Genomic DNA, 18,208 nt, shown 5'->3' on the forward strand with positions numbered 1-18,208 from the left:
CCGGGGGCTGCCGCGCGAGCCGCCGGATCCCGCGCTGAGTTCGCGCGAAAATCAGTGCACGCCACCTCATCGGGCCCGTTTGCCCGGTACCGCGCACATCACGGGTTCAAGCACGAGCAGCCCCTCGGGTTCAGGCGCGCTCCGCTGCTACTGCTGCCTGAATGCCTCAGCTGCAGAGCGCGCCCCTCATCGTGCGAAACGGCTCCATACGATCCGCCGTCGATGGAGAGCTTTCAGCTCACGTAGGATGCTCCAACCAGGCGAGCCACGTAAATAAAAAAAGGGCGGAAAGGCGGGTCAGAGTCCGTTGGGGATCACAGTGAGGGTTCCGGATCCCCTGTTGGTCAGGATGAGATCGTCGTACCCATCGGCATCCAGGTCCGCGGCGGCGATGGCGTTGGCGCCGGGCGAGGTGCCGGTCGAGACGACGGTGCCAGCGACGAAGGTCCCGTTGCCGTTGCCGGTCATCGGGCGGACGCCGCCCGACGACGTGGTGACCAGGATGTAGGCGTCGAGCTTCCCATCGCCGTTGAAATCACTGGCCACGACCCCCAGCGCCGAGTTGGCGCTCGTGGTCGGCGCGGCGGCGGACTGAACGCCGCTCGCGAACGTGCCGTTACCGTTCCCCTTGAAGAAGAAGAGGTACCGGCCGGCCGCGCCGTTCGAGAGGATGTCGAGCTTGCCGTCCCCGTCGGCGTCGCCGAAGGCGATGCCCGCCGTCTGGCCGCCAACGGCGTTGGTGTAGGCGACCGGCGCGGCGAACGAGCCGTTGCCCTGGTTGAGGAGGATCGACAGGCGTGCGGAGCCGGGGCTCGTCACCACGAGATCGGAAGAGCCGTCGCCGTTCAGATCGCGGCAGGCGATGCTCGACTGCACGCCGCCCGTGCTCAAGATGGAGATGAGCGTGGGCGCGCCGAAGCTGCCCGTGCCGGAGCCGAACATCACGCTCACCTGGTTCAGGGTCACGCTGGTGGTGGCGATGTCGGCCGCCCCGTCGTGATCGAAGTCCCCGGTGCAGAGGTGGACGGAGCCCGGGGTGCCGGTGGTGAAGCTCGTCGGCGCGCCGAAGGTCCCGGGCGCGCTCGGGCCCAGGTTCCGGTAGACGCTGATGCTCCCGCTGATGAGGGGCAGGTTGGCCTGGCCGTCGACGGTGACGGCGTCGAGCCACCCGTCGCCGTCCACGTCCACCGCCACGACCGCGTTGCTGGAGAGCGGGGCGCCGGTGGTGTAGAGTTCCGGCTGGACGGTCGCGTCGCCGTTGCCGTGAAACACGGAGAGCGACCCGGAGGGAAGCAGCAACGACCCGGATTCGGCGTTGGCCACCAGGACGTCGAGCTTGCCGTCGCCATTCACATCCGCGATCGCCGGAGCCAGCGGGTTGTGGGGCACGGAGACGCTGGTCGGCGTGCCGGGGACCTGGCCGGAGGGCGGGGTCTGGCAGCTGCCGTTCGAGCAGATTTGACCCGCCGCGCACGCGCTGTTGCAGGCGCCGCAGTGGGAGGCGTCGCTCTGGACGTTCGCCTCGCAGCCGTCGGACGTGAGCCCGTTGCAGTCCGCGAGGGTGCCTTCACATGCCTCGCAGTTGGTCCCCTCGTAGGTGGGCGCGCACTCGCAGGTGTAGCTGTTGAGACCGTCGGTGCAGGTCCCGTCGTTCTGGCACGGGTTGGGCGCGCACTCGTCGATCTCCGTGCACGTGGCGCCGTCGCCGGAGTAGCCCACGTTGCAGGCGCAGGTGAACGAGCCCGGCGTGTTGGTGCACGTCGCGTTCGCGTCGCAGTTGGCCGTGGCGGCGGCGCACTCGTCGACGTCGGTGCACGTCACGCCGTCGCCGGAGTAGCCCGCGCCGCAGGCGCAGGTGAACGAGCCCGCCGTGTTGGTGCACGTGGCGTTCGCGCCGCAGCTGTCGGTGCCGAGGGCGCACTCGTCGTTGTCCGTGCACGTGACGCCGTCGCCGGAGTACCCTGCGTTGCAGGCGCAGGTGAACGAGCCCGGCGTGTTGGTGCACGCAGCGTTCGCGTCGCAGTTGTCGGTGCCCAGGGCGCACTCGTCGACATCCGTGCAGGTGCCGCTCTTACAGGTGAGGCCGTCGCAACACGGCACCGTGGGGTCGCACGGCGCGTTCACAGCCAGACATCCCTGGCCGCCGCAGGTCGGGTCGTAGGTCGGCGAGCTCGGGTCGAGGCTGGTGACGTAGTCGCCGGCATGAGCGCTGTGCGCGTTGACGCACGCCTGCTCGCTGACGCGAATGATCGTGTACGGCTTCGTCGCAGAGCCGGTCCTGTGACAGAGCTGGACCGTACCGTTGACGTCGAAGTAGTTGCACTGCGCAGGGGTGAGCGCGCCATGGGCTTCGCCCACGACATCGTCCCCATCGCGGTCGGCCGCGGAGGGGCCGGCGCTGGTGCAGCTTGCGAGCAGCAGGGTGGTGAAAGCAGGGATCGCCAGATAGCCGAGAAGAGAGCTCTTGCGAGAGCGCATCGTTTGTCCTCTGTTTGGGTTCAAGCGGGGGGGTGCCGCGCGATGGCGAGCCTGCGCTGGCTGAAGAAACCTCAGGTCGTCCGACTCAACAATTCAAGATCGATGCCAGCGTGAACACTCCGTCTGCGGAGGTGATGTCGAGGCAGCCCCATGCGCGTCTTTCAGCGCGCCGCCGCACGAACCACCGGCTCCCGTGCTGAAATCGCGCTGAAAACAGGGCACACCGCCTCATCAGGCCCGTTTTCCCGGTCTCGCGCACACCGCGACACCGGTCACGAACAGCCCCGGAGCCCCGCCGCGCCCCGCTGCTGCCTGAATGCCTCAGCCGCGGAGCGCACCCCTCACTTCCCTGAACGACGGCGGGCACTCTGTCGAAAACGACCGAGGAGTGTCCGCCCGGATGCTACGGACCGGTCGAGTCACGCAAATCGAAAATGCATCGACCCATGTCATTCACGTTTGTGAATCACGCCGGCGGAGAGGCGCTATCGTTTGTCTGCTGCACAGACGGCGACGTTTGTGCACAGGCGACATAACTCTCAACACATCGCTGAACCGACCCGGGTGACCTAACGCGATTCTGCCCCGGACGGCGCCTCAGCTGTTACCGAGCACCGTCGTTGCTTCCTGGCATCGCTCGCTCCTCTTCGCTCGGCGAGGGCACGGCGCTCATCTGACGTCACGTAGCGTGCAACCGAATCTGGCCAGCGAAAAGACGCGGTCTGCGGAGCGCCTACCCTTGGAGGATCTCGAGGGAGGGCGAGCGACGATTCGAGGCGCGAGCAGCTTTGCCGACACGCCCTAGCGAGATTCCCTTGCCAATCAGTAGCTCGGCGGCAGTGGGCACGCCCGCGGAGTCGTCGCGGTCGTGCGCTCCGCTGCCAGGAGCGAAAGGTTCTGCTCGATGCCGGGCAAGTGCGGATTGGCGTTGCAAGCGCGAAGGTAGCTTGCCTCCGCGCTCTCGAGATTACCGAGCAGCTGTTCGACGGCGCCAAGGCTGGCGTGGGCCTCGGACAGCTCCGGAAAGAAGCCGGTGGCGCGGATGAAGGCCGCTCGCGCTTCGGTCAGCCGTAGCTGCCGGCGCCGTTCGTTGCCGACGTTGTATTCGACGACGCCCAGCACCTCGGATTGGCTGAGTGGACGCGCGTATTCGCGCGCCGAGCCGCCCGGTACCGGAAAGCGCTGGCCGTACCACGCGTCCGGCATCGCCTCACCGGCGCGCAGCAGCTCCACGTTGCGCGCGCCGCCCTGTTCCTGCACCCGCACGTAGAAGTGCCCAGGCATCATCACCCCGGACGCCGAATAGCCGAGCGCGTCAGCCAGCGCGAGAAACAAGGTACCAAGGCCAACGCAGCTTCCGCGGCGGCGCTCCAGCACGCCGGGCAGGCACACGAAGGCTAGATTCGTGTCGGTCACTTCGCGCACGAAGCTCCAACGACCGAACAAGAGCTCACTCAACACCGAAGCAGGTGAGCGCTGGGGCGACGAAGCGAGCGCGCTCTCCGCCTCGTCGACGAGACGCGAGAGCTCCGTCAGGCTCCAGGTCACCTGGCCCTCGTCGACAAACGCGGCGTCACGGGCCAGGCCGATCAGGGCGCGGCCGAACGCAAGCTCTCGGCGCGGAGCGCGCCAGCAGCCGCTGCCCGCGAGCAACAGCAGGAGCGAGCGGCGCTTCATGGCTTCTTCAGCGGCTCCCAGTCTTCCCAGTAGTTGTAGAGATCACGCGCCGTCATCATCCAGATGACCAGCTTCTTCGTGCCGAGCGCCTCGACGCTGCGGCGCAGTAGCTTTTGCCGCACGTTGGGGCCACCGCCGTAGCTCATGACCAAGTCGAGCGGATACGCGATGCCACGCGCGACGTGCGCCGAGACGCCAGCGTGCTCGGCGTCCGTCAGCTCATAGACGGCGGTGAAGCTGTCGCCCAAGAGCACGACCGGGCTATCCGGGTCGTCGTCGTACGGCTTGCCGTCGGCAACGACCTGGTGCGCCACGAGCGTCTCAGGCGCGTATTTTTTCTGCTCAGCTTCCGGCAGTCGCGAATGCAGATCGCCGAACCGGGTGAAGCTGGTTTCGCGCAAGTCGTAAGCGCGCTTCTGCTTGGCGAGATCGGCGTACCAGGGGTACTTCTTCACGCGGGTGGCCAAGAGGTCTGCGGCCAAGCGCAGCCCACGGTCGGTCCAGTGCGTGTCTTGGTGCTGGAACAGAAACGGCTCCGCTGCGCTCGTGACCTTTGCCTGCAGGAATGCCGGCAGCAGGTCCACGATCTCCACGCCTTCCTTGCTGAGCCTCTCGACCAGCTTGCGGAACGCCGGATTGATGACCTGACCCGAGAGCGCTGTGAAAGCGGGGTCCAACTTTTCCGGATACACCTCGAGCTTCGTCGGGACCGGCACGAACAAGAAGTCGACCCCCTGCTCGTCGAGCAGCTTCTTGAACTCGAGGATCACCGGCAGCGGGTTCTTTCCCTTGGGTTGCTGCTCGAGATCACCACCGCTGACGTATTCGAGGTCGTTGCGGTAGAACAGAAAGCCATCTCGCCCAGCCAGCGCCTTGACCTTCGGCGGCATGCCTTTGAGCCGCTTCTTCAGGGCGTCATGGGTCGGCGCGAGCTTGGCCATCCACTTCGGCCAAGAGCCGCCCGCCTGGGCCAGCTCGCGCTGCACCGTCTCGAGCCCCGGCGCGGGATTCGGCGACGGACGTGTCTTGCTCAGCCGGAGCGCCGGCTTCGCGGGCGCAGCGGCCGCGAGCGCCGCGTCTTCGCCACGCACCAGAAAGACGTTGTACGTCGCTTTGCCTTGCGGCTTGCCGCGCAGCACGATGGTCGGCGCCGGAAAGGCGCGCCCGCCCAGCTCTTGCTTGATGTAGGGCTCGGTCTGCGCGTCCGGAAAGCTCGGTCCCACCGGCATGAGATCGGTGTTGAAGGACGGGTACCAATACGACGAGAGCTGGTTCGCCCAAGCCTTCACCTCGCTCGGCGACAGCACTGGCGCCACGTAGTCCTTCTGAATCGCAGCCACAAGCACGGGAGTGACGACGCCAGGCGCCACCCGGCCATAGAGCTCGGGAAAGCCGTCCCCGTCCTGATCGGCGGAGCCCGCAAAAGGCTTGAACCAAGGCTGAAACTCTACCTTGGCCCACAACTCCACTGCGCCCGACGCGGCCTGATGAACGAACACCTCGCTCAGGAGCTGGCCGGAGGTGCCGGGCGGCAACTGCAGGCCCCACCGCTCGCTGCGCACGGCTGAGCCAACCTCGGCCAGCGCTTCGGCCCCCGCTACCTTGTGCGCTTGCAAGAACTCCGACAGCGGCGCGAAAGCCAACGCTTGCTGCTGCTCGACCGGCGAGAGCGGCGTCTTCGCGAGATCGCTCGTCAGGCTGCCCTGGTCGAGCTGACCCGCGAACGCGTGCGAGGTATCGGGCGTGCCCGCAGCCGACATGGGCGTCTCTGGCTCCGGGTCGGCGATCATGAAGTTGCTGTGATAGGCGGCGTAGTCGAGCGCGGCGCGCGTCGGGCGTGCCACCTCACGCACCCAGACCTGCGAGCGCGTTCGCGCATAGCCTTCGTTCAGCGTATGGACGTAAGCGTGCTCGACGCGCGTGCCCGCTCTCGCATCACCCCAGGGAAATTTCGCAGACCCGGCGTGACAAGCAACAATGCCAAGCGCCGATGCGGCGGCGAGCAAGCCCCAAACCCCAAGTGCGCGCTTACGCTGCGTCATAGCGACCTCGACGATAGTTCCACATCACTCGAAGCACCCGGAGCCCGTACGTCAGCGGGTTCAGGTGCGAGACCTCGTCCCCGTAGTGCGTGGGCACCGGCGCCTCGCCGACCGAAAGCCCACGTGCCCGCGCCGAGGCGATGACCTCCAGATCGAAATCGAAGCTGTCAGACAGGTCGTGAAACGGCAGCGCTAGCGCGCGCGGTCCATAGAGAAGGTAGCCGCTGTGGTAGTCAGTCATCGAAAGCGACAGCGTCCGGTTCTCGATGCGGTTCAGCAGCGCATTGCCGACGTACTTGTAGAGGGGCATACCCCCCTGCAAGGCCGTGCCCGCCGCGATGCGCGAGCCCTGCAGCAGATCGAGCCCGCGACGCGAAAGCTCCCCGATCAGCCCAGGCAAGGCCTCGGGCGCGTACTGACCGTCGGCGTGGATACAGGCGACCAGCTCCGGCGCATCGGCGCAAGCCTTGGCCAGACCGTCCTTCATCGCCGCACCGTAACCGCCGTTGTTGCGCCGCCGGAGCAAGCTGAGGCGAAACGCCGACGAGCTGTAGCGCTCGACCCGACGGGCCGTGTCGTCGCGACTGCCGTCGTCGACGACCACCACGTGGGTGAGCCCCGACGAAGCCAAGCCGCCGACGCGCTCCAGCACCGACTCGATGTGCCGGGCAGCGTTGTACGCAGGGATGACGACCGTTACCTTCATGCGGAGCTCGCGAGCTGGGAGAGCGAGGATGCCGCTGCGACGCGAGCGCCGTAGCGCTCGACGTAGTCGTGCACGATCGGCGGCAAGGAGGTGGCCAGGCGCTGCTGGGGCTTCCAACCGAGCAGCCGCTGCGCTTTCTGAACGTCGGGGACGCGTTCCTGCGTGTCGTCGTAGCCGGGGCCATAGAACTCGGCGGCCGACACCGCGCGAAACTGGGCAGGCGCGCGCCCGGGTAACCGCTCAGCGAAAGCGTCGGCCAACAGCCGAGCGAGCTCCGCGATACTGACGTTATTGTCCGGGTTACCGATGTTGAAGATCTGACCTCTACTTTGCTTCGGCCGCTCGAGCACGCGGCACACGGCTTCGACCATGTCGCTCACGTCCATGAACGCCCGCCGTTGCGCGCCGCCGCCCACGAGCGGCAGAGGCTCCCCTCGCAGCAGCGCGCTCATGAAGCAGGCCAGTACGCGGGGTGTCCCCTCCCCGTCGATGCCGGGCAGGAAGTCCATGCGCGCGCCGATGGTGTTGAAAGGCCGAATGATCGTGAACGGCAACGCGCCGTGCTGACCGTGCGCCCAGATCACCCGCTCGAGCAGCTGCTTGGCGCACGCGTACGTCCAGCGCTCGCGCCCCACCGGGCCGAGCAAGAAGCACGAGTCGTCCTCGTGCATACGCGCGGTCGGCAGCCCCTGCGCGTCCAGCGCGGTGCGCCCGTAAACCTCGGCGGTCGAGAAATGAATCAAGCGCACGGCGCGCTCCGCGCAGCGCTTCACGAGCGGCAACAGGTGCGTGAAGCTGGCGTCGATGACCTCCAGCGGGATGGTCGAGTACTGGGCTGGGTTGCAAAGCGCCGTGAGCGAGATCACGACCTGACAGCGCTCGGTCACGTCCTCGACGAGCCCCGGCGCCTCGACGCGCGCCTCGATGCGCCGCACGCGCGGGTCCCAACACTCGAGCTTGGTCAGATCCACGTCGACGGCGTCGACCTGGCAGGCGAAGCGTTCAAGCAAAGCCGGCACCAGGTGCGAGCCGATGAAGCCGCCCGCGCCGACCACGGCGATGCGCGTTTCCCTCACGGTGAGCCGCTCCCGGCGGACGGAATGAAGATGTCGGGCCAGCGATCATTGGCCGAGTTGTAGGTGAGGCGCGCGGCCTTCTCGGGCGGCGTGCCCACCTCCCACAGGTAAATCTCGTAGTCGGCGGTGTCGTGGTCGTGACCGCGCTGGGTGATGCCCCAGACCAGCCATTTGCCGTCGCGCGACAGCTGCGGGAAGTACTCGTGCGAGCGGCGCCCCGGCAAGTCCATGAACTGGAGCTTGTCCAGGTCGACGTCCTTCGGCGGCGTGCCGTCATCGATCGGCATGCGCAGCAGCCGGCTATCGCCGTTCCCGGTCGGGTGAACCCAGTAGATGGCCGTGTGATCCGGCGTCCAGTTCACCTGGCAGCCCAGCCCGGTCTGGGTCCAGGCCTTCTTGGCGATGTTCCAGATGCCGGTTTCGCGCTTCGAACCGCGCAGCGTGATGGCGAGGTACTTGCCGTCACTCGAAAGCTCCGGCTGCTGCAGCAAGGCGCCGTCCAGCTCGGATACGCCCTCGCTGTCCATCAACTGCGTCTCTTCGCCGCTGCCGAGCTTGCTGCGAAAGACCTTCGTGCCGCGTACGAACAGGATCTCATCCTCCGAAATCCAGCTACCCCAGCTCGCGCTCTCGACGACCTTCTTCGGCTCGGCCCCGTCCGGCTTGATCGTGTAGATGTCCCATTTGTCGCTGGTGTTGGCGTCGCGTTCGCTCACCCAGCCTTGTTTGCTGCGACAAAACAGGATCTGCGCGCCGCTCGGAGAGAACCTCGGGAACCAGTCGACCTCGTCGCCCTTGGTGATCTGTTTGACGTCCGAGCCGTCGGTCTTCATCGTGAACAGGTCGTGATTGCCCACGCGGGAGCTGGACCAGACGATGGTGCCGTTGGCCTTCTCGCCGACCTCGCGCATCAGCGCGACGTCCTCCGCGGGCGGGGCTTCGTCGGCCCCCTTCGGGGGCTCGCCCGAAAAGGCCGAGCATCCGAGCACAGCCGAGCAGCACAGAGTACCAACTTGCCGCAGTGGGAAACGCAGGCTCATCTAATTTGTCCTTTCTCGAGCTCCACTCGCGCGAGGTGCGAGGGTGGCCGCCTCGACGGCGGGTGAAGGGAAACAGCGACGCAACCCGGCGCGCACGCCGAGCGGCGCGTAGCCGAGGTCGTTCATGGCTTCGGTCGGGTCGAGATCGGCGTCGTTGACGATGCCGGCTATCGCGCTCGAGGTGAGCGGGGGCCGCTTCATGAACACGGGGAGCACGGCTGCTAGCGCCCGGCACGCCCACACCGGTAGGTGCAAGAAGGGCCGAGGCCGATCGTGATGCAGCAGCAGCAGCTCCGCCAGCTCGCGCATCGAAATCACCTCCGCGCCGCTGAAGTTGTAGATCTTGCCGTGCGCGATCGGCGCATTGGCGAGCCGCACGAGGCCGTCGACGATATCCTCGGACCAAACGGGCCTCTTGAGCGCGCCCCCGGCGCCGATGAACGGCACCACCGGAAACCGCCGCAAGTAGTCGAGGAACATCAGGAGCTCCTGACCGCCGCCCTGCTCGTAAACCAGCGTGGGCCGCACGATCGTGTAGGTGAGCCCTGAGCCCTGGACGAGACGCTCGGCCTCTAGCTTGGACTCGGCATAGCGCGTGCGACGGGGGTAAACGACCGAGGCCGACGAGACGTACACGAAGTGCGGCACCCCCGCTCTTCGCGCCTCCGCAACGAGGTGCGCCGTGCCGTCGCGGTTGACGCGCTGATACATCGTGGGGTCGTGGGTAATGATGATGGCGGCCAGGTGGTAGACGAGGTCGACGCCGCGACACACGCCGGCCAATGTGTTCGGATCGCTGATGTCGCCTTCGCGCACCTCGCAGCCCAGCGCGTCGATGCGCGCTCGCAACGGATCACCGGGCAGCACGAGCGCTCGCACTTGCCAGCCCGCCTTGCGCAGCCGCGCCGTCAAGCGGGCACCCATCACGCCGGCGGCGCCAGTGACCAGGGCTGTCGGCATCCTACGGAGCCCCCGCAGGCTTGGGAGTCGGGAAATCCAGGGGAATCCAATTTCCGACCGACAGCTCGCGCGAAGCGAACTCCCAGACCACCACGCGCTTGCCCGCCAGGCGATCTTGGCCGGCGTTCAGCTCGCGCGCGAGCGCCTGGCGCGTAGCGAAGGCACCGGAGTCGTTCTGCGCGATCACGTCGAGGGGGCGACCAAGCGCCAGGGCCAAGTGCGGGGCCAGGCCGGACGCATTGCCCCAGCCCATCCCCTCGAGCGTGAAGATGTTGGTGAAGCTGTCGCCGAGCAGGAGCACATCGGCGCTCTCGTCAGGCTCCCAGGGCGTGCCGGCCGCGTCCTGCACCTGGTGCACGACCACGCTCTCCGGTTGAAACAGGCTCTGATCGTCGGGCAGCTTGAGCATGTCGACCAGATCACCGACGCGCGAAGCCGGCTGCGGAACGCCGTGCAGCACGGGCTTCTCTGCCAGCTCTGGCAACACCCCGAGCCCGATCACGAGCTGGCCGAGGTCGGCGGCGATGCGCTCCATGTAGCCGGGCGTAAAATGCGTGTCTTGAGCCAGGAAGAGCGGCTCGGTACGGGGCTCAGGCACGCTGCGGCGCGCGTCGAGGACGGCCACGCCGGCTGCTCGGAGCTCGCTCAAGAAGCGGTCATAGTCGACATTCTGCGCCATTTCGACGCGCCCATCACGCCCGAGGAGTGGACCCGGCTCGATCCCAGCCTTGTCCGGCATCGGCAGGAGGACGAGGCGAATCCCGCGTTGCGCGAGCGCTTGCTGGAACGCCAAGATGGCGGGTCGCGGATCCGGGTGGATGGGCTCCTCGCCTGCGTCGAGGGCTTCCCTGGCGCGGCCCCGCAGCACCTCGGGCTCCAAGAATCCGGGCCCGCTGACGTGCTGCACACCGGGCGTGTAATAGAGCCAGCCGCCGTGTCCGACGACCGCGAGCTTGTTGCCAACACGAGCCAGACGGGTGAGCAGCAGCTGCACGCGGGGCTGGACCCAGGACTTGGCGTACGAAGCGTCCTCGATGCCCTTCTCGAGCTGACGCAGGTTCTCGGCCGTCGGTGGGCGGCGCACCAAATCCGCGAGAGGCGATTCCTCACCCTCGCGCTTCTCGAGGTAGGCCTGCGCGAGCGGAACAGCGTAGATCGCCCCCAGGAACAGCAGCGTGAGCAACCAGGCCGCGCCGCGACTCACGTCGGTCGCGATGATGCCGCGGCGCAGCTGCTCGTCGCCTGTGGGGTCGGTCGGACCGCCACTGCGTTCGATTGCGGAGGACGAGGGAGGCAAGGTACGTTGCATCGCGCGGCCTCAGAACTGAAAGTACAGGAACGGGTTGATGGTCTGCGTCCACATCATCAACGTCGCGAGCACCATCGCGGCCGTCACGAACGCGGTACGGGGCCAGGACAAGCGCCGCGTGAGCTCCCAACTGTTGGGCATGCCGAAGATCACGACCGCGGCCAAAGCGAAGAGCCCCACGTAGTACTGTGGGTGGAGCGCGCCCGCCACGACGTCCGCCGCCGGCGAAACGGCGGCGAGCCCAAACAGCGAGCCCAGGTAGGTCACCGCCTGCTCGAGCGTCTTGGCGCGGAAGAACACCCACGACAAGCACACGATCAAGAAGGTGAAGGCGACGCCGACAGCAGGTGGCAGGCGGCGCAGCGGATGAGCTTTACCGAGCCAGCGCTCCACCCCGAGCATGCCACCGTGAATGCCGCCCCAGATGACGAAGTTCCAGCTGGCGCCGTGCCAGAGCCCACCGAGCAGCATGACAACCATCAAGTTGGCGTACGTGCGCAGAGGGCCTTTGCGATTGCCACCGAGCGGGATGTACAAATAGTCGCGCAGCCACGTGGACAGGCTGATATGCCAGCGCCGCCAGAACTCCGTGATGCTGCGCGACTTGTAGGGTGAGTCGAAGTTCTGGATCAGCACGAAGCCGAGCATCAGCGCCAGGCCCACGGCCATGTCTGAGTAGCCGGAGAAATCGAAGTAGATCTGGAACGCGTAAGCGACCAGCCCGAACCACGCGTCGTAGAAGTGCTTGGCGCCGCCGGCGAACGCCGTATCGGCGATGTGCCCCATCGGGTTGGCCAGCAGAATCTTCTTGCCCATTCCCAGCGAGAAGAACGCGACGCCGCGCGCGAACTTGTCGAGCGTGTGCTGGCGCACGCGCATTTGTTCCTCGAGCGCCGCATAACGGATGATGGGGCCCGCCACCAAGTCGGGGAAAAAGGCCTCGAAACACATGTAGTCGGTGAAGCGCCGCATCGGTCGGGCGTCACCGCGGTACACGTCGATGGCGTAGCTCATCGCCTTGAACGTGTAAAAGGAGATGCCCACCGGCAAAACGACGTGCAAGACCGGCACGATTTGCGTCGAGCTGCCGAAGAGCGCGCCGAGCGCGTTGATGTTCTCGGCGACGAAGCCCGTGTATTTGAACACCGCGAGCAGCCCGAGGTTGGTGACGATGGACGTCGCCAGCACCAGCTTCATCTGGCGGGTCCGCACGACCTCGGGGCCGATCACGGGCGGTAAGCCGTCGACGTCGGGCAGCCGTGACATCTTCAGAAGCAAGAGGCCGCACACGTAGTCGACGCTCGAGCCGAAGAACATGATCACGGCCCAGCGCGGGTTCGCCCAGCCGTAAAATACGTAGCTCGACACGGCGATGAGGGCCGTGCGAGCCCGGACCGGCAGGGCGTAGTACGCGGCCAGTACCAGCGGCAAGAAGTAGAACAGGAAGATATGGCTGGAAAAGACCATATCAGCGGCTCACGGGGCCCACGGGCGCCAGCCCTTGTCCTTCATCGTCGCGAGCGCTCGTTGCACCCAGGTGCGATGGCCGTCCAGATTGAAGTGATGGTCGTCTTGCATGCCCACGCCCTCGGCCGAGACGAGCGCGAAGTTCGACACCACGCTCGGGCATTTTTCGATCTCGGGACGGATGGCGTTCGCCACGGCGCCGCCGACCACGAACTCGCCCGAGCCTTCCACCTCGTAGTCGTTCATCATTGCAGGCAGCGTCGGCTCGCCGACGTCGTTGCGAATGGCGGTCACGAGAGTATTGATGCATTGGGCAAAGCCGGAGCGATCGGCGGCAGAGCCGTGTCGCTCGGTGATCCCGAGATAGATGAAGATACCGCCGAAGGTCACCCGCCCCTTGATGGCCTTCGGTGCGGCGATCAGCTTGTCGTAATAGAGGCCGCCCGGGATGAACTGGGAGCAGTAGGCCGAGGGCCACCCAAACCCGAGCGAGATGAAATAGTAGTCGGGCGCGAGCATCGCGGCTTCCTTGACCAGCGCCGTACCCGGCCCGCCGGCGTCGGTGTCACCCGCGGTTTTCGGCTCGATCGCGAGCTCCGGCGCCGAGCCAGGGTGGTACATGAAGGCGTGCGGATGGGTCTCCGTGAAATGGAACGGGCGTGAGCTTTGGGGCCTCGTGGCGCGACCGGCCATGTTGGAGTGACCGATGTGAATGAAGGCGATCGCGTGCTCCCTCGGAACGTCGACGCCTCCAAGGTTGATGGTCACGCCCGAAGGCGCCGACCCACCGCCGGACCCCACGTCGCTGGTCCCGCTGCTCCCGCCGCCGCCGCTCCCGCTCGCCGCGGTCATGGCACCGCCAACCGAAGCTCCACCCGTAGTGGTCGCCGCCCCAGCGCCGCTCGATGCCCCGAAGTCGTCGTCCGTCTCGACGGCCTGCGTGTCGTGCGGGTGCTCGACGACCCCGCAGGCGAGCCCGCCGACCAGCGCGAACAACGAAACGAGCGCCCACCGAGACCTGGACAGGCTCACGTTGAGAAGTGTTTTCATCGTCGACTCTCCTCCAAGTTCACCAGAATCCGCGTCGCTTCGGGGTCGAAAGGCCGGACGCGCAAGGCACGCCGTAGAAAGCCCAGGCCTTGCGCCGATTCGCCCCTTCGCAGGGCGATCAACGCCATGAGATTCAGGCTCCCGACGTCGTCGTGCTGGGAAACCAAGCTCTGCCGGGCGAGCCGCTCGGCGGCATCGAGCTCACCCGCTGCAAAGCGAAGACGCGCTTCGAGGGCTCGGGCTTGCGGCGTGTCGAGGCCTGCGAGCGCACGCTCCGCTTGCTCGAACTGACCGAGCACGCCGTGCAACGTGGCCAGGCTCAGACGTGCCGCGGCGTGCACCTTTGGGGAATCCGCTAAGCGCTGCCCCAGCTGGACCAAGGTGCGGTCCGTCTCGCTGACTTCACGGAGCGGCTGCTCCGCGACGCCGGGCGTAAGGTCGCGGCGAGCAAACAGCACCTCCGAGCCGTCCGTGTAGAGTAGCTTCCAATCGGCGCTCGCGTAGAGGTGGCCAATCAAGCGCTGGTAGCGCTCGGGGAACATCACCGGCAAGACCACGTAGGCGAAGGAATGACGCGCCTGAAAAGCTTCGAAACGCTCTGGCTCGTCCGCGAGCCTCAGGTATTCGGCAAACTCGTCGGCGGTGCGCAACACGAGCCGGGTGTCGATGTACGGCCGAAACCGCGGATAGAGCCGCCAGATCAGGTAGCCTCCGTAATGATCGGCCGCAAAGACGTCGCCCCCGGGCAGCGCGTCGAGGCGCACAGCGCTCTCGGCCGGCACCCGGAACGGGCTCGGATCCGCCAGCGGCGACTCGCGCGCCGCCGCCGATGCCGAAACGAGCAGCAGCGCGCTCAGGAGCACCGCGTTGAGACCCACCGCCACGCGCACGCCCGCGCGGCGAAAGCGCGAGACACAAAGCCGCCGGAGCGCCGGGGCCAGGTTGACCGCGAAGATCGGCGCCCCGACCCAGTACAGCAGGAGCACGTTGCGGTTGCTCATCAACGCCAGCCCGGCGAAGCCGAGCAGCAGCAGCGCATGGCTCAGTCTCAAGCGGCGCCCGGCCAGGAGCACGGACAGAGCGAGCAGGGCCAAACACCATTTGAAGTGCCAGAACTCGCCGTCTGAAAGGCGTTCGAGCTCGAAGGGCGGTAGGTTCTCCGCCACGTCGTGGGCGAAGACCTGGTGCTCGCCGGGCAACAAGCGCCCGAGCAGGAGCGCCGGCAACGCTGCGCCGCGCAAGCCGAACGGCGTGAGGCACGTCGCCAGCAAACACCCCCCTAGCGTCGCGAACAGCTGCTGTACCCGCGCCCACGGTGCCAGCGCACCGGCGTGTTCGCGCGCAAATGGCCACGCACGCGTCTGGCCAAAGCTCGCCCAGCCGAGCGCCGCCACCGCGTACGCCGCGATCACCGCGGGGCCAAGCGCCGAAAGGCCCTGGAAATTCGCCCAAACCAGCTGCGCCAAGGGCAATAGCAGCAGATGCCGGACCCGGCCGTCGCGCCGAAAGCGCTCGAGCGCGAACCAGAAGAACGCGAGCAGGACGAGCGTGCCTATCACGGGCCGGACGAGCAAGAGCGAGCGAGCCGCCAGGAGCCCGCCGACCAGCGACGTCACGAGGAGCCCCCTCGCCCACGAGCCGCGCCGCGCTTCGACCGCGAAGTAGAGGAAGCCCGCGCCCAGGCCGATCAGCGCGCACTTGACCAGAACAAGCCCGACGAGGCCGACCGCCTGGTGCACCGCGTACACCGCAAGCTGAAAAAGCCAGTGCACGTCGACCCAGGCACGCCCTTGCGCGCTGACCGAGAAGGGATCGGTGAACAGGAGCCCGCGCCGAGCGACCATTTCGCGACCTGCCGCGAGGTGCCACCAGATGTCACCGTCGGCCGAAGGCGCGAGCCCCGTCGAGGCCGCACCCAGGCCGAGCAACGCCGCGACGAGCGGCGTGCGATGGCGGATCAGGGCGGCGACGGGCAACATGACCACTTCTCAGAACGGTGAGACGGTGAAGCCGATGCCTGCCGTCCACGGCTGCAGGCTCGCGCCCTGGCTGCTGCTCTCGGCGCCGTCGACGACTCCGCGCTTGTCCCAGCCGAGCGGCAGCGACACGCCCCCCAGGATCGCCAGCCAGGCGTTCGACCACTCCACGGCGAGCGTGCCGGTGACTGCCCACAGCTGCACCTCCTGGTCAAGCCCACGGTCACGATCCGCACCGAAGAAATGCGACAGCGAAAGGCCGAGCGACGGCACCAGCGGCCCCCAGAAATAGCCCGAGTAGCCGTAGATCGCGGCCGCCGGTGCGCGGTAGTTGCCCAGCTCGTTTTCCCCGCCGCGGTAGCCGAACGAGCCGCCCAGCACGATCAGCCCCCACGTCTTGTCGATCGTGTGGTCGAGCGTCAGGCTGCCGCTCACCTTGCCAAGGCCGAGCTGCTTTTCCTGCGTGAGATAGTCGTTCTTGTACTGGGCGTCGTGCACGCCGGTCGGGACACCGACCTGCAACGTCAGGCTGGTGGAGTTGATCTCGCCGAAGCGCCGCGTGACGAACCCCGCGACGTCGCCCACGCCGGAGTTCGAGATGTCCACGGGCAGGCCGTAGTAGTCGCGGTAGTACTTGTAGAGCAGCGGAACCACGAGCCCCACATTCCATTTCTCGTTCAAATTACGCGAGACTTGAGGGCTGAGGCTGAGGTTGTAGCCGTCGTCCAGGTGCGTGTACGTGCCGAGTGTCTGCTGCTCGAATAGCCCCCCGGTCACGCTGTGGCCGATCCATTTGATTCCGCCCCCCGCGCCCGTGGAGGCACCGGCTCCGCAGCCGCCGATCGTCTCCCAGCTCGAGAGCAGGCCTTCCAGCCGTGAAACTCGTAAAGACAGCGCTGGTCCGAGCTCGGCGAGCGCGCCGCCTCGCTCGCCGAGGGTCGCCTCCAGGCGGGCCACTCGCACATCGTTTTGCCGAGCCGCCCGCTCGGCCGCAATGAACGGAAAGCTGGCGACCGCGGCCAAACCACATGTTACCAGCCAGGCGCCCGGGACACGTAGTCGTCTGAAGTTCAATCGAGTTTCTCCCGAGCGCAAGGTCAAGCTGGGTCGACCTGGAGGCACCAGTAGCGAACGCTCCCGCGATCCGTGGCGGCATATTCGTCTACGAGTGCACCTTTCCAGATGGCTTTCAGATCAGCCGTCAATTTCATCTGGTGAACGTCGCCTTGGTTGAAGCTGCGCAGCTTGCCGCCGACCTGCTCCTTCATCTTGTCCTTGATCTTGGAGCGCGGCACGAGCGGCTTGTAGTGCGCGACAAGGATGAACTGCTTGTCGAGCGGCCCGCCCTGGACCTGGTAGCGCATCACGTAGGCGTAATCGTACAGGTCATCGGGGGGCATCTTGGAGGGAATTTCAACGAGCTTCGCCGTCAATTCCAGGGGTGCGACCCCGTCCGCCCGGGCGCTCCGCTCGACACCGGCTATTGCGAGCAGCAGCACGCTCATAAACGCTTGGCGACCAAACTGGCGTCGGCTTGAATGAATCATCGTCGCAGAATAGGGCGAGAAAGGTTGATCTTGCAACAAGGCAAGCGCCGATTCTGGAGATGAAGCAACCCACGCCGGAGATCGCTCCAGGCTGTCGGCATCTTTCCACCGTGAAGGCAGCACTACCGCTGGTAATTTACGGCGGGGTGCGCGAGAGCCGCCATGGTGACCGAGCCAAGCAGCATCGCCCGCTTCCTCTCCGCGCTCGGCGAGCCGACCGACGTTCCTGGCCGCTCACCCGACCGGGGACCGCCGTACTGGAAGAACACCGTCCTGCGCCATAAGGCGCTCGGCGACGCCGCGTAGCGCATCGCGACAAACATCCCGGGCCAGATCGACGCCCGGAGGGCGAGGTGTGCCCGCGGCACGCCGACGCGCCACTTGTCTCGCTCTGCGCCGGCTGCCGTAGGAAGATCCTCGCGGCTCAGGAGCGGCCTTAGGCCAAGGTGATCCTCATCGGGATCAACCCGATCGGCAACTCCTTCATTGAGGCGCTGCCCGACCTCTCCGGTCGATTCCGGATCATCCAGATGGGTCGCCAGAAGGACATCAAGCTCGCCGAGCTGATCATCAAAGGAGAGCAAGCGGCGAACATGCGATTCACGCGTCGCGATGAGCTCATCACGGTGCGACATGAGCCCGGGCGGCAGGCGGCTCGAGCGCGTCTCCGCCGGCACCTTCGGCGCGCCCGCGCCGCAATGGGTGCCGGGATACCCGCTCCAGGACAATCTCCTCCTGTTCTCCGGGGGGACGATGACGGCCGAGACGCGCTGCCGCGAGGAGATGAACGGCGCGTGGCGGCCCGACGCCAGGTGGCTGCGGGGGACGAGCAGAGACCCGTTGCCTCGGTATCAGATCCAGCTGGAGTGACGCGCCGCCC

The 18,208-nt window shown here is 66.7% G+C and carries 15 protein-coding genes; 2 read left to right on the forward strand and 13 right to left on the reverse strand.

Annotated elements, in window-relative coordinates; translation table 11 throughout:
• Window positions 1-297: 297 nt before the first annotated feature.
• The 13 genes from WMF29_RS29615 to WMF29_RS29675 form a co-directional block, all read right to left on the reverse strand.
• The gene (locus tag WMF29_RS29615; RefSeq protein WP_437323496.1) at window positions 298-2,478 is read right to left on the reverse strand and encodes an FG-GAP-like repeat-containing protein; all 2,181 of its coding nucleotides are present in this window, start codon (window positions 2,476-2,478) and stop codon (window positions 298-300) included.
• Between the two features lie 822 nt (window positions 2,479-3,300).
• Complete coding sequence (locus WMF29_RS29620; RefSeq protein ID WP_437323497.1) at window positions 3,301-4,155, reverse strand: transglutaminase family protein; 855 nt, start codon at window positions 4,153-4,155, stop codon at window positions 3,301-3,303.
• Window positions 4,152-6,197, reverse strand: a complete 2,046-nt coding sequence (locus WMF29_RS29625; protein ID WP_437323498.1) for an alginate O-acetyltransferase AlgX-related protein — start codon at window positions 6,195-6,197, stop codon at window positions 4,152-4,154. The genes WMF29_RS29620 and WMF29_RS29625 overlap by 4 nt, the downstream gene beginning before the upstream one ends.
• Window positions 6,184-6,903: a glycosyltransferase family 2 protein gene (locus WMF29_RS29630; protein WP_437323499.1), complete on the reverse strand. Its 720-nt coding sequence runs from the start codon at window positions 6,901-6,903 to the stop codon at window positions 6,184-6,186. Before WMF29_RS29630 ends, WMF29_RS29625 begins: the two co-directional genes overlap by 14 nt.
• Complete coding sequence (locus tag WMF29_RS29635) at window positions 6,900-7,958, reverse strand: NAD-dependent epimerase/dehydratase family protein (RefSeq protein ID WP_437323500.1); 1,059 nt, start codon at window positions 7,956-7,958, stop codon at window positions 6,900-6,902. Before WMF29_RS29635 ends, WMF29_RS29630 begins: the two co-directional genes overlap by 4 nt.
• Window positions 7,959-7,975: 17 nt before the next feature.
• Entirely contained in the window at window positions 7,976-9,019 is a 1,044-nt protein-coding gene (locus WMF29_RS29640) for a hypothetical protein (protein ID WP_437323501.1), read from the reverse strand.
• Entirely contained in the window at window positions 9,020-9,979 is a 960-nt protein-coding gene (locus WMF29_RS29645) for an NAD-dependent epimerase/dehydratase family protein (protein WP_437323502.1), read from the reverse strand.
• Between the two features lies 1 nt (window position 9,980).
• Entirely contained in the window at window positions 9,981-11,288 is a 1,308-nt protein-coding gene (locus WMF29_RS29650) for an alginate O-acetyltransferase AlgX-related protein (RefSeq protein ID WP_437323503.1), read from the reverse strand.
• A gap of 9 nt (window positions 11,289-11,297) precedes the next feature.
• On the reverse strand, window positions 11,298-12,755 hold the full coding sequence (locus WMF29_RS29655) for an MBOAT family O-acyltransferase (RefSeq protein WP_437323504.1): 1,458 nt from the start codon (window positions 12,753-12,755) through the stop codon (window positions 11,298-11,300).
• A 9-nt stretch (window positions 12,756-12,764) separates the two neighbouring features.
• On the reverse strand, window positions 12,765-13,523 hold the full coding sequence (locus WMF29_RS29660) for a sialate O-acetylesterase (RefSeq protein ID WP_437323505.1): 759 nt from the start codon (window positions 13,521-13,523) through the stop codon (window positions 12,765-12,767).
• Between the two features lie 278 nt (window positions 13,524-13,801).
• Window positions 13,802-15,784: a tetratricopeptide repeat protein gene (locus WMF29_RS29665; RefSeq protein ID WP_437323506.1), complete on the reverse strand. Its 1,983-nt coding sequence runs from the start codon at window positions 15,782-15,784 to the stop codon at window positions 13,802-13,804.
• A 9-nt stretch (window positions 15,785-15,793) separates the two neighbouring features.
• Entirely contained in the window at window positions 15,794-16,804 is a 1,011-nt protein-coding gene (locus WMF29_RS29670; protein WP_437323507.1) for a hypothetical protein, read from the reverse strand.
• Between the two features lie 74 nt (window positions 16,805-16,878).
• Complete coding sequence (locus WMF29_RS29675) at window positions 16,879-17,286, reverse strand: hypothetical protein (protein WP_437323508.1); 408 nt, start codon at window positions 17,284-17,286, stop codon at window positions 16,879-16,881.
• A 204-nt stretch (window positions 17,287-17,490) separates the two neighbouring features.
• Between WMF29_RS29675 and WMF29_RS29680 the strand changes: the two genes are divergently transcribed.
• On the forward strand, window positions 17,491-17,634 hold the full coding sequence (locus tag WMF29_RS29680; RefSeq protein WP_272094423.1) for a hypothetical protein: 144 nt from the start codon (window positions 17,491-17,493) through the stop codon (window positions 17,632-17,634).
• A gap of 306 nt (window positions 17,635-17,940) precedes the next feature.
• Complete coding sequence (locus tag WMF29_RS29685) at window positions 17,941-18,198, forward strand: hypothetical protein (protein WP_437323509.1); 258 nt, start codon at window positions 17,941-17,943, stop codon at window positions 18,196-18,198.
• Window positions 18,199-18,208: the final 10 nt, after the last annotated feature.

Source organism: Sorangium sp. So ce381 (assembly GCF_051473845.1).
Lineage (GTDB): Bacteria > Myxococcota_A > Polyangia > Polyangiales > Polyangiaceae > Sorangium > Sorangium atrum.